This is a genomic window from Bacteriovorax sp. HI3 (genome assembly GCF_059738875.1).
On sequence record NZ_AP026946.1, the window covers coordinates 1,784,538 to 1,796,756 of the forward strand.

At 42.5% G+C, this 12,219-nt stretch carries 14 protein-coding genes; 8 read left to right on the plus strand and 6 right to left on the minus strand.

The features are described 5' to 3' along the window. Positions 1-76 precede the first annotated feature (76 nt). From pnp to AC6JA8_RS08855, 5 genes are all read left to right on the plus strand, one after another. Positions 77-2,209: a polyribonucleotide nucleotidyltransferase gene (pnp, locus tag AC6JA8_RS08835; RefSeq protein ID WP_497976732.1), complete on the plus strand. Its 2,133-nt coding sequence runs from the start codon at positions 77-79 to the stop codon at positions 2,207-2,209. Then, entirely contained in the window at positions 2,209-2,667 is a 459-nt protein-coding gene (gene dut, locus AC6JA8_RS08840) for a dUTP diphosphatase (protein WP_497976733.1), read from the plus strand. Before pnp ends, dut begins: the two co-directional genes overlap by 1 nt. A 21-nt stretch (positions 2,668-2,688) precedes the next feature. After that, complete coding sequence (locus AC6JA8_RS08845) at positions 2,689-2,973, plus strand: polyhydroxyalkanoic acid system family protein (RefSeq protein WP_497976734.1); 285 nt, start codon at positions 2,689-2,691, stop codon at positions 2,971-2,973. A 9-nt stretch (positions 2,974-2,982) separates the two neighbouring features. Further along, positions 2,983-3,699: a 2Fe-2S iron-sulfur cluster-binding protein gene (locus AC6JA8_RS08850; RefSeq protein WP_497976735.1), complete on the plus strand. Its 717-nt coding sequence runs from the start codon at positions 2,983-2,985 to the stop codon at positions 3,697-3,699. Between the two features lie 84 nt (positions 3,700-3,783). Continuing rightward, the gene (locus AC6JA8_RS08855; protein WP_497976736.1) at positions 3,784-4,806 is read left to right on the plus strand and encodes an alpha/beta fold hydrolase; all 1,023 of its coding nucleotides are present in this window, start codon (positions 3,784-3,786) and stop codon (positions 4,804-4,806) included. On the opposite strand, the gene AC6JA8_RS08860 is transcribed toward AC6JA8_RS08855, so the two are convergent. Next, complete coding sequence (locus tag AC6JA8_RS08860) at positions 4,803-5,399, minus strand: hypothetical protein (RefSeq protein WP_497976737.1); 597 nt, start codon at positions 5,397-5,399, stop codon at positions 4,803-4,805. The genes AC6JA8_RS08855 and AC6JA8_RS08860 overlap by 4 nt on opposite strands. 87 nt (positions 5,400-5,486) lie before the next feature. Between AC6JA8_RS08860 and AC6JA8_RS08865 the strand changes: the two genes are divergently transcribed. The 3 genes from AC6JA8_RS08865 to AC6JA8_RS08875 all read left to right on the plus strand — a co-directional run bounded on the left by AC6JA8_RS08865 (position 5,487) and on the right by AC6JA8_RS08875 (position 8,020). After that, positions 5,487-6,317 carry a phosphatase domain-containing protein gene (locus AC6JA8_RS08865; RefSeq protein ID WP_497976738.1) on the plus strand — a complete coding sequence of 277 codons (831 nt, stop codon included), beginning with the start codon at positions 5,487-5,489 and terminating at the stop codon, positions 6,315-6,317. Between the two features lie 123 nt (positions 6,318-6,440). Continuing rightward, complete coding sequence (locus AC6JA8_RS08870; RefSeq protein ID WP_497976739.1) at positions 6,441-7,199, plus strand: hypothetical protein; 759 nt, start codon at positions 6,441-6,443, stop codon at positions 7,197-7,199. Between the two features lie 107 nt (positions 7,200-7,306). After that, positions 7,307-8,020, plus strand: a complete 714-nt coding sequence (locus AC6JA8_RS08875) for a hypothetical protein (RefSeq protein WP_497976740.1) — start codon at positions 7,307-7,309, stop codon at positions 8,018-8,020. Here the strand turns inward: AC6JA8_RS08875 and AC6JA8_RS08880 are convergent. The 5 genes from AC6JA8_RS08880 to AC6JA8_RS08900 are packed head-to-tail and all read right to left on the minus strand — an operon-like array spanning position 8,015 to position 12,219. Next, complete coding sequence (locus AC6JA8_RS08880; RefSeq protein ID WP_497976741.1) at positions 8,015-8,347, minus strand: hypothetical protein; 333 nt, start codon at positions 8,345-8,347, stop codon at positions 8,015-8,017. The two genes, AC6JA8_RS08875 and AC6JA8_RS08880, sit on opposite strands and share 6 nt — an antisense overlap. A gap of 19 nt (positions 8,348-8,366) precedes the next feature. After that, positions 8,367-9,329: an ABC transporter ATP-binding protein gene (locus AC6JA8_RS08885; RefSeq protein WP_497976742.1), complete on the minus strand. Its 963-nt coding sequence runs from the start codon at positions 9,327-9,329 to the stop codon at positions 8,367-8,369. After that, the gene (locus AC6JA8_RS08890) at positions 9,326-10,333 is read right to left on the minus strand and encodes an ABC transporter ATP-binding protein (RefSeq protein ID WP_497976743.1); all 1,008 of its coding nucleotides are present in this window, start codon (positions 10,331-10,333) and stop codon (positions 9,326-9,328) included. The genes AC6JA8_RS08885 and AC6JA8_RS08890 overlap by 4 nt, the downstream gene beginning before the upstream one ends. A gap of 1 nt (position 10,334) precedes the next feature. Then, the gene (locus AC6JA8_RS08895) at positions 10,335-11,201 is read right to left on the minus strand and encodes an ABC transporter permease (RefSeq protein ID WP_497976744.1); all 867 of its coding nucleotides are present in this window, start codon (positions 11,199-11,201) and stop codon (positions 10,335-10,337) included. Position 11,202: 1 nt separating this feature from the next. After that, complete coding sequence (locus AC6JA8_RS08900) at positions 11,203-12,219, minus strand: ABC transporter permease (protein WP_497976745.1); 1,017 nt, start codon at positions 12,217-12,219, stop codon at positions 11,203-11,205.

A 12,219-nucleotide genomic window follows, 5' to 3' on the forward strand; every position in this document is an offset into this window, starting at 1 on the left:
CCCTAAAAAGCACAAAGATCTTTTCCATAACAAAGCACCAATGCCAAAGATGGTGGTGCATAGACATGGAGACTTTATGGCTTTAAACAACAAGAAAGAGTACAAAATCAATTACGGTGGTAAGGAAGTTACTATCGAAACTGGAAGACTCGCAAAACAATCAGACGGAGCAGTTTTAGTAAGCTGTAACGGAACTCAGGTTCTCGTTGCTGTTAACTCTGCACGCGAACTAAAAGATGGACAGGATTTCTTCCCGCTTCTAGTTGAGTATCAAGAAAAATTCTACGCTGCCGGAAAGTTCTTAGGTGGATTCATTAAACGTGAAAACCGCCCATCAACAGCAGAAATTTTAGCGTGTCGTTTAATTGATAGACCGCTAAGACCAATGTTCCCAAGCGACTACATGTTCGACACTGTTGTTACATGTTCAGTTCTTTCATACTCTGAAAAAGGGGACCCAGAAGTTCTAGCAGGTCTTGGAGCTTTCGCTGCTATCGCGATCTCTGACATCCCATTTGCTGCTCCATTAGGATCGGCGAAAGTTGGCCGTATCGACGGAAAACTAGTTCTTAACCCTGATCACGCTGACTGGGCAAAATCAGACATGGAAATCGTTATCGCTGGTTCAAAAGATGCGATTCTAATGGTTGAAGGTGAAGCTCACATTGTTCCGGAAAAAGAAGTTCTTGAAGCGATCAACTTTGGTCACGATCATGTAAAAGAATTCTGTGAACTAGTAGCTAAAATGCAAAAAGAAGTTGGTAAAGCAAAACGTACATACGTTTCAGCTGAAGCAAACACAACTTTATCAACTAAAGTAACTGCAGACTTCTCAACAGCTGCTCGTGCTGCTCTATCAATCAACGATAAGATGCAACGTCAGGACGCTGTAAGAGCACTTAACAAGAAAGTTGCTGAAGCTATCAAAGCTGACCCGGCGGCATTCGGATTAAAAGACGATAAAGGCGCATCTAAAGAAGCTTACAAAGCAGTAGATGGTCTTCTATACGACATGATGAGAGCGGACATCCTTAACGAAGGAAAACGTATCGCTGGAAGAAAACTTGATGAAGTAAGAAAGATTGAAACTGAAGTTTCTGTTCTAGATGCTCCTCACGGATCTTCTCTATTTACTCGTGGTGAAACACAAGTAATGGCAACTGTAACTGTTGGTGGATCTGTAGGGGATCAAATGGCCGACAGAATTTCAGGACAAACTTACGATAAGTTTTACCTTCACTACAACTTCCCTGGATTCTCAGTAGGGGAAGCAAAAGGATCTCGCGGAGCTGGTAGACGTGAATTAGGTCACGGTAACCTTGCTGAGCGCGCGCTTAAAGCTGTTATGCCTTCTCAGGAAACTTTCTCATACACGACGAGAGTTGTGTGTGAAGTTCTAGAGTCAAACGGATCGTCTTCAATGGGATCAGTATGTTCTGGGTCTCTTGCTCTTATGGATGCAGGGGTTCCTATTAAAGCTCCAGTTGCGGGAATCGCAATGGGTCTAGTAACTGACGGTGGAAAGTATAAAGTTCTAACAGACATCCTTGGAGATGAAGATCACCTTGGGGACCTGGACTTTAAAGTTGCAGGAACAAAAGATGGTGTAACAGCTATCCAAATGGATATTAAGATTACAGGTCTTACTCGCGAGATCATCGCTGAAGCGATCGCTCAAGCACACAAAGGACGTCTACATATCCTTGGTGAAATGGAAAAGACGATCAAGACTTCAAGAGAAGGATTCAAGCCAGGTGTTCCAACAATCATGACTGTGATGATCCCGACAGATAAAATCGGAGCTCTAATCGGACCTGGTGGAAAAAACATCAAGAAGCTTCAAGAAGAATTCAAAGTGACAATCGAAATCACTGAAGAAGGAATGGTTAAGGTTCTTGGATCTGATATGGAAGTTCTTAAGACTGCTATCAGCACAATCAATATGCAAATCAATGGGCCAGAAATTGGATCAGTATACGACGCTCGCGTTGACTCTATTAAAGAGTACGGAGCTTTCGTTGATATCGGTTCGGGTGTATCTGGACTTGTTCACGTTTCAGAAATGTCTGATGACCGTGTTCAAAACCCAGCTGACTACATCTCAGAAGGTGAGACAATTAAAGTTAAGGTTCTTGAAATCGATAAGATGGGAAGAATCAAGCTTTCAGCTAAAGCTGTCGCATCTCTAAAAAAGAAAGAAGGCAAATAGTGATTACTGTAAAAGTAAAAAAGCTCGAGCATTACGACTCGAGCTTTCCATTACCATCGTATGAAACGACAGGAGCAGCGGGTGCAGATGTACGCGCTTCTCTTGGCAACGGTGAAAAGATGCTGATTAAACCAGGGGAGCGCGTTTTAATCCCTACAGGTCTTTCAATGGAAATCCCACACGGGTACGAAATTCAAGTTCGCCCGCGTTCAGGACTTTCATTTAAAACAGGACTTATGGTTTTAAATTCACCTGGGACAATCGATTCTGATTACCGTGGTGAAGTGAAAATCATTTTAGGAAATCTTGGTAAGAATGATGAAGTGATCAATCACGGCGACCGCGTGGCCCAACTGGTGCTTGCACCGGTTACACAAGCTTCGTATGTTGTTGCAGAGAGCGATCTTTCAGAAACTGCTCGAGGGGCCGGCGGATTCGGCTCAACTGGCAGACAATAATTAGTATTAGGAGATTCAAGGATGAGTTTAAAAATTGATTACAATAATCTCACGAATTCAGTAGACGCTTACGAAAAAGTTAAGAAGCTGATTACTCCTGAGTATATTGAAAAGTTTCAAGTTAAAGCTGATATCAAATACGACGATGCCGGCAAAAAGGTCACAGCAAAAGGATCGGGCTTCACATTGGAGCTATGCTTTTTTGATAAGCACTGTGATGTAGACTTAGACCTTTCGTTTCTTCTTAAGCCCCTTAAAGGCAAAATTTTAGAGAAAATCGAAGGGCAAATTAAAAAGAATTTATAGAAGGAATATATGACATCTCATAAAGTAACGTTAAGACCAGAAGGGAAAGTCGTTGAAGTTGAAGAAGGGAAAAATCTTCTTGAAGCATTACGCGGCCAGGACGTTTACGTTAAATCAAGCTGTGGCGGACACGCGACATGCACAGACTGTATCATTAAAGTTGTTTCAGGCGAAGACAACCTGACTCCACCTCCGTTTGAGGAGCTGAAGCTTTTAGGGAATGTTTTCCACATCACAAAAGAGCGCCTTGCTTGCCAGACAATGGTAACTGGGGACGTGACGATTGATATTTCAAAACACGATAAGGCCTCTGATGAAGAAAAACTAAGAAGCAAGACTTCTAATTTTTCAAAAAAAAAGCAAGTTCAAACGCGAGTCAGAAAAGAAAGCGATATTGACCGCGCCCGCGCTGAGCAAGAAGAAGAGCGCGCTCAGTTTGACCGCGACCAAAAACAAAAGAATGATACTTGGCAAAAGCACTGGGAAAAGGAAAAAGACGCAAACGCGCCCAAGAGACTTGCCGGTGGAAAGCGTCCAAAGTTCTTTGACACTGATAAGGTCGACTACGAAAAAGAAACGTACACAAGACCTCTTTCGGCCGAAAAGCAGAAGCTTAGAGACGAGCGTCTTGCTAAGGAAGCTGAGCTAAAGAATGACAAGGAACTCGTGAAGAAATCTCAAGAGATTCCTAAGTCGGACAAAGACTTTAAGAAGTTCCGAGGCTAGAAAACGCTTCGCGTTTTGACGATGTTGAGAGTTGAATTAATACTTATTCTGGTATTAGGTATTCATCACTCAAGGAAGAAACGCATGAAAAACTTATTAGCACTTGTCGCTTTAACAGTTTTCTCCACATCAGCATTCGCCATTAGCGAATCAAACTACAGCACAGAATACAAAGAAAAAATCCTCCCGCTTATCGGCTTATTTAAAAATGCTACTTTTAAAGGCCAGGCGGGTGTGAATATTCATTACGCCACTTACACTTCAAACGATCAAAGCACTCGCTGTCTTGTTATTCTTCCTGGGCGAAGCGAACCACTAGAGAAGTATGCAGAAGTCGTCTACGACCTAGACCATGGATCAAAGGCAGGGGCCTTTAAGTATTTCCTGATGGATCACAGAGGGCAGGGAAGTTCAGGGCGCATGATTAATGATGAGGCAAGTGACTCTGAAAAAGGGTATGTTGATCATTTTGAAAACTATGCCTTAGACGTAAAAACATTTTTAGATACCGTCGTTGGAAATGCCGGCTGCTCTGAGAAGCTTTTGCTTGCTCACTCTTTAGGAGCTGGGATCGCTGTGGATTTCATGCAGAAAAATCCGGAGTATTTTGACCGCGCTTTTTTAACCAGCCCAATGTTAAAAATCCAGACGGCGCCTTATAGCTACGCTGTCGCTAGAAGCATCGTCCTTGCCAGCATGGCCGCAGGACGCGGGAAAAAGTACGCTATTGGACAAAAACCTTTTAACCCAAATAGAAACTTCGAAGCTAACACTTTTACAACTTCACAGGCCCGCTACAATATGGCGATGGACATGTTTGATTACTTCCCACAGACAAAATTGGGTGGAGTGACCAACAGATGGCTCAATGAAGTGATGAGTGCCACAGCTCACATCAGAAAAAACTACAGCGACCTAAAGCTTCCACTTCGCATGGCCCATGCTGGAAATGAGACTTACTCTGAGCCAAGTGAAATGGTTCGCCTATGTGAAGAGGCCCCTCATTGCAACCGCGTGTTCCTGAAAGATTCGAAGCATGAAGTGCTGATGGATCAGGACCACAACAGAGGCGTGGTCCTGCTGGAGATTGAAAAGTTTTTCAATTAGTACTTTGAAAGAAGTTCTTTAAGCTTAAGTAGATCAGCTTTGCGAGAGTGTCTGTCGATGTTGACGGACTTGTTCTTGTCAGTCTTGATGTTGAGCTCAAAGTACCCTTTGTTCTCAAAGTGTTTCATCGCTTCAGCACTTCCTAGGCCCTGTCTGTTTCTGATTCTCGCCATATTTGGTGAGTCCATAAAGTGATCAACAGTAAAAGAGTCTTGAGCGTTTAAGCGGAATTTTTTAATCCAAAATGGGATAAAGAATACGCGGTAAGTGACAACGAGTTCCTGTCCTTTTTTTGTCAGCATCTTCTCGTAGAAAAAAAAGCCTAAGAGGACGATTGGAGTCAAGATGAGTGTCCATTGAACCAGGTGCCCCAGAAAAAGCATTGTAGGGTCTTCCCCGTAGCTTAAAAGCTTGGCAATAACGGCACGGCTAGCGAGCCACATAATTAAAAGAACTGATAAGGCCGCTGCCAGGTAGCCCCAGAAGATCATTGGAAGACCATAAGTCTTAAGAGTCAGGGTGTTGTCTTTCACAACTGCGCGATCGCCCTCTGATTGATCGTCTGTAACCGGGAAAATATACATAAGACCCATAATACGCCTTGAGTTAAATTTTACTTTTGATAGGGCCTCACTTTAAACTATTTCCCATATATGTGTAAACTCCATGGAGGCCACCCAGTGAAATCGATTAAGCTTTTAGTTCTATTAAGTTTGTTCTCATATTCCTTTGCGAGCTTTTCTAAAACAATTATTGTTTCTGATATCGACGACACCATCAAAAAGGCCAACTCTATGGGTGGGATCGGAGGCGTGTGGCACTTTTTAAAGAAGAAGCCTTACGAAGAAACTCGCGATTTATTCAATGAAATCAAAAAAGATGAAAACGATCATGGAGAGACTACAGCTTTCTATTACGTTTCAGCAGCTCCTTCATTTACATTCGATGGTGATGAGTGGATTAGAAAAAATAATTTCCCAATTGGGCCGGTGATTTTAAAAACAAAAGACAATGGCGGCGAAACATACGCTTACAAATACAGAACGATTAAAGCGCTTCTGCAAAAAGAGATGATGGAAGATCAGTCCCCAAAAGTTATTTTCTTTGGAGACAACTCTCAGCACGACGCTAAAGTTTACTACGACCTAAACAATGAAATGAATTTGAACGCTGATATTTATATCCGCGATGTAAGTACAGAAGCAACTTTTTTTAGTGCAACTCTTCCAGTAGTAAGACTTCCAGGTGTGAAGTATTTCTTTTCTGAGCGCGAGCTTATTGAAGACCCATTCTTTTCTTATATGAGTCCAAAACTTCAGGACCTAATTACTACTCAATACAAGAAACAAGACCTCATCCCAGGTTACACTCTGGACACACTTGGTGATCGCTTGAAAGCTATCTGTGAAGGCAAGTCGATTGTCGTGAATGAAGAAGTTCAAAAGAGCTGTAAAGCAGAAGGGAAGACTCAGGCGCTTAAGTATTGGGCCGAGTACTACCACCGTTACTAAAAATCACCTTCAAATTTAACAATAACTTAGAATCCCAGAGGCCCTCTTAGAAGGCCCCTGGGTTAAGTTTGTCTAAGAGATGACCGACCAGATAAGGAGCTTTTTGCTTTATAGGGAGTCTTTATGAAAGTTCTTATTAACATTGCTTTATCTTTGCATTTTATTTCGGGGCTTATGGCCGCGGATATGGAACCTGCAGTGGCAGGGCCAGGATTTTCATGGAATATTAGTGATGGGGGAAACCTTAAATGTTATAAGGTCGATTACATGGGAGCTCGACAAGGGGCCTATAAAGAAGGTGATCCAAAATGTGCACCTCCAAAACTTGTCTACAAATGGGCCGTGAAGAAAGATGGAGCCGTAGAATGTCAGGCCGGATTTACTTCAATGGGAATACCAGTCTCATCAATTTATGGGAAAACGATTCCAACAAATGATAAATGCGATAAAAAATTATTACCAAAAATAGTAGAAAAAGTTCCAGAGAAAGAAGAAGTGACAACTTCTGCTAGCTGGCTGGTAGGTAATAAAAACTTAAAGTGCTACAAAACAGATTATCTAGGGGGCCCAACATCATCTTATAAAGAAGGTGATCCGAACTGTATTGCCCCGCGATTGGTTTATAAGTGGGAAGTTGATGCCAAATCTGGTGCTGTCAAATGTGAAGCTTATTTCTCAAGTCATCATGTAGTTTCAATTTATAACAAGCCAATCAAAACAGAGTCAAAATGTAATTTTTCTCTATTGCCTAAAGAAGATGTGAATTTTCAATTGAGCAATGTGAAAGATAATTCATCTAATACTAGACGTTCTCCAAAAATTATTGAAGCCGATGGCCCTTCTGAGAAGCAACCAGCCCATACTGATTCATTATCTAAGTAAGACTATACGGCCGTCTAAAAACTAGACGGCCTTTTTCTTTTTCGGCCTTAAAAACTCCTGAATTCTCATCCGTACTTTTGGCCCCTTCTTTGTATTTACCCTTTCTTATGAAAACACTACTTATTGCCCTTACCCTAGCAGGAAGCGCTTTTGGCGCGGATTATGTTGAACCCTCTGCCCATGCGGATAAATACCTTTTGGTGGCCGTCTCTGGTTTTAAAACCGGAAGAGATAAGAGCGAAAGCGAGGATATTTTTTCTAATTCTATCGGAAAAGGTTCAGAAGATAGTGGTGTGTGGACGTACATGAACATTAACCATCCAAAAATCTTTAAAACAGTTTATCTTTCTCATTATTCAAAAGACTCAGAATTAAAATCTGTAATGAATCTCGCTGTCGATGAAAAAGGTGAGTGTAAAAAGAAGCAAGGTCTCATTATGATGGTCAATAGCTGGGGGGCCAAGATGTCCCAGAAGCTGGCGGACATGTATCTTAAAAAATGCGGGCAGCTGCCGAATCTTACGATCTTGATTGATGGTGTCTCTAAACCCACACCGTTTGCTTATAATAAACCAATTCACGCCCTAAACTGTGTGAACTTCTATCAGCAATCGAGCACACTTCAGGGAACGAGTATCGAAAACTGCTACAACGTGCTTTCAAACTACAATACTGGTTCTGATCTTTTTTATGCCCACATTCACCTGGAATGGGATGCTTCAAAAAGGGGAAATGAGATTATTGAGCAATACCTAAATGGAAAACTTCCAGTGATGTTTGTGCGCGACCTTTATCAGGTTGATTATAGAAAAGGGCTATAGCTGTTTACAGACAGGAAATAAAATAGCATCTCCCAAGTTTGTGCCGCTTACAAATACAGCGCGTTTGTTTTTGTAAGAAATGGCCGTCTCTTCATTGTAAGCAGAGAAAGCATCGTCTGATTCGACTTCTTTTTGCCAAAGGCCGCGACCCTCTAGTGATGCACTCTCATCATTGACGAGGCCTAAAATCCAGTGAACGAATTTTCCTTCAAGCTCTTCAGTGACAGTGATCTCAAGTTTTAAATTGTTGGTCGTGCAAACATATTTTTCCAACGAGTACGCGTTGAGTGAAAAAGAAAAAAGAGCAATGAACATTAAAGTTTTCATATATAGCATCTACCTAAATCTAAGCATTAAAACAAGCAACCTGACGGCCTTCTTTCATTTCCAGGTGTGGAATCGACTCCATGCAACGATCTGTTCTCATCGGGCATCTTGGAGCAAAAGCGCATCCCTTTGGCAGATAAAGCGCTGATGGCGCTTCACTTGGGGCCACATCACTTGTCACTTTCTCCACATGCTCGCCAGTAATTTTCGGAGCACTTTCAAGAAGAATCTTAGTGTATGGATGTTTTGGGTTGTTAAAGAGTTGATCGCGTGGACCGTACTCGACAATGCGACCTAAGTACATAACTAAGATGCGGTCAGAAATGTGCTCAACGACTGAAAGGTCGTGAGAAATAAATAAGTATGAAAGAGAAAATTCCTGTTGAAGCTCCATCAGAAGGTTTAAAACCTGGGCCTGAATCGAAACATCCAGAGCAGAAACTGGCTCGTCGAGGATAAGAACTTTAGGTCTTAACATTAAAGCGCGGGCAATGCCCAGACGCTGTCTTTGCCCACCTGAAAAGTGGTGAGGGTAGCGCGAACCAAATTCTTCACGCAGACCTACTTTTTTCATCATGGCATAAACCAATTCTTTGATTTCTGCTTCTGATTTATCGCTGTTGATGCGAAGAGGATCGGCGATGATATCAAACGCTTTTTTTCTTGGGTTCAAAGACTGGTATGGGTCCTGGAAAACCATTTGAATCAGCGAGTGGAACTCACGTGCCTTGTAGTCACTGTATGATTTACCTAAAAGTTTGATATCGCCCTTTGTAGGAATTTCAAGTTGAGTGAGAACTTTTGCCAGCGTACTTTTCCCGCATCCAGATTCTCCAACGATCCCTAGAGTCTCGTTAGCTGAAAGTGAAAAATTGATTTCTGAAAGCGCTTTTAGTTCAAGCTTAGGCTTAAACGCTTTTTTGATTTCAAAAATCTTATGAACGTCGTTAACTTCTAAAATGGGAGTATTCACTTGGCTCATCTGATGGCCTCCTCAATAGGGTGAATACAGCGGTATTCGCGGAATTGATCGTTTTGTGGACCTTCGCCTACGATGGCGATGTGTCCCTGTTGACATTCATGAGTCATATACTGGCATCTTGGATTGAACTGGCATCCAAGCGGTCTTTGGTGGAAGGCCGGAACAATGCCGGAAATAGATGGAAGTGGAGTTTTCGGAATGCGTTTTTTATCATCAACGACAGCACCCGGACGAGACGCTAAAAGAGCGTGGGTGTACGGATGGCGAGGGTGTCTGACTAAATCGGCAGTGGCCCCTGTTTCAACGATCTCCCCAGCGTACATAACTTGTAGGCGCTCAGAGTATTCACTTACAACACCTAAGTCGTGAGTGACCAGGATCACTGACATGTTGTTTTTTTCTTGAAGCATCTTAATAAGATTTAAAATCTGCTTTTGAATCGTTACATCGAGAGCGGTCGTTGGCTCATCGGCAATCAGAAGTTTTGGATTGGTTGAAATCGCCATGGCGATCATCACTCTTTGGGCCATCCCACCTGAGAGTTCAAAAGGGTAAGACTTAAGGCGGTCTTTTGGTGAAGGAATTCCCACCAGGTTTAAGAGTTCAATACTTTTATCGATGGCATCTTTTTTAGAAAGTTTCAGGTGGGCCTGAATGGTTTCTACCATCTGGAATTGAACTGAAAGAAAGGGATTGAGTGCTGTCATTGGGTCCTGGAAGATCATGGCGATTTCCTGGCCTCTGACTTTTTGCCATTCCTTTTCTTTTAAGTTTAAAAGATTGTGGCCGTTAAAATTGGCCTTCTCTGCTTTAACCAGAGCGGTGTCGGGAAGAAGCCCCATCAGCGCCATGTTAGTGATACTTTTTCCTGATCCAGACTCACCAACAACACCAAGCATTTCACCTTGTTTAAGAGTGAAAGAGAGGTCGCGAACCGCATGAATCGGTTCCGGGGAGCGGTCAGATTTAAAATGAATATTTAATTTTGAAACTTCTAATAACATTTTAGTTCTGCTTTTTTAAACGAGGGTCAAGGGCATCGCGAAGCCCGTCGCCTAGTAAGTTAAAAGATAATACGATGACTAAGATACAAAGCCCCGGAAGCGTCACCATCCAAGGTGAGCTTTCAATATAGCTTCTGGCATCGGAAAGCATCGTTCCCCATTCAGACATTGGTGCCTGGGCACCAAGACCTAAAAATCCAAGAGCGGCACAGTTAAGGATACCGTCACTAAAACCTAAAGAGGCCTGAACGATTAAAGGGGCCATACAGTTTGGCAGGATCTCAACAAACATAATTCTCATGTGAGAAGCACCAAAAAGTCTTGCAGCGTGAACGTATTGTCGGTTTTTTTCCACCATCACTTGCGCGCGGATAATACGCACGAAGTTTGGAATGGCCACGATACTAACGGCAATAATGGCATTGCTAATTCCTGGTCCAAGTACTGCTACGATAACAATCGCAAAAAGGATACTTGGAAGAGACATAATAAGATCTGTGAGTCTCATGATAGATTTATCAATCCATCCACCGAAATAACCAGCAAGCACTCCTAAGAATGTCCCGGTAATAAGAGAGAGAACAACGACGGCAAATCCAACTGAAAGAGAGACTTGTGACCCGTAGATCAAGCGGCTAAGAAGATCTCGGCCAAGGTCATCTGTTCCCAAAAGAAACTGCGAATTCCCACCAGCTGCAAAACTAGGAGGGAGTTTTAAATACTCAGAGTTGATATGAGTGGGATCGTGAGGCGCAATGACTGGTGCCAGTAGAGCGATACCTACTGATAGGATGATAATAATCACTCCCATCATTGATCCTTTATTTTTCTTTAACTCAAAAAAGAGTTCGCTTAAAAAGACTCTCATTTTAGCTCCTCATTTTTGGGTTAAGTAAGTAATAGATAATATCGACGATGATGTTGGTTAAGACGATCACAAAAGAGATGATCAAAACCCCACCTTGGATAACCGGGTAGTCGCGGGCCGTGATACTTTGAACGATCCACTTGCCAATTCCAGGCCAGCTGAAAATGGTTTCAGTTAAAATCGCACCAGTGATAATAGACCCGAATAAAAGAGCAAGAGTTGTGATGATGGGAACCAGGGCATTTCTTAAAGCGTGAATATAGATGATTCTTTTTTTGCTCATCCCTTTTGCTTTAGCTGTCCTGATGTAGTCTTCACCTAAAACTTCCAGCATTGATGACCTGGTCATACGAGCAATAACTGCTAGTGGAATAGTTCCAAGAGCAATCGCCGGCAGGATAAGGTGTTTTAGTGCGCTTAAAAAAGGAGCAAATCCTTCTTGAGAGAAAACGGCGGGTCTAAGTGTATCGATGAGATACAGTCCAGAGAAAACCGGGATGTCGTAGATAAAATCAATGCGACCAGAAACCGGAGTGATTCCCATTTTTACTGAGAATAAAAGGATGAGGATTAAACCCCACCAGAAGATAGGCATTGAGTAACCAACCAGTGAGGTACTCATTAAAAAATAATCAAAGAAGCTGTTTCTCTTCATGGCCGCAAAGATCCCAACCGGGATACCTATCACCGTTGCACCAATCAGGGCCACAATTCCAAGCTCTAATGTAGCAGGGAAGCGCTCGATAAATTCATTCCAGACAGAGTTGTTAGAAATAATCGACGTTCCGATATCGCCTTGAAAAATGCTCTTTAAATAAATCCAGAACTGTTGGGTGATAGGAAGATCAAGGCCCAGGGCCCTTTTCATTTCCATGTAGCGCTCGGGATCGGCCCCGCGCTCACCGATAAGGTTTAGAACCGGGTCCCCTGGAATCAGCCTGATTAAAAAGAAGCAAACAAGACTGATCCCGAGCAAAGTCGGGATCAGGTCTAGTAATTTTTTAGCGATGTATTTCAT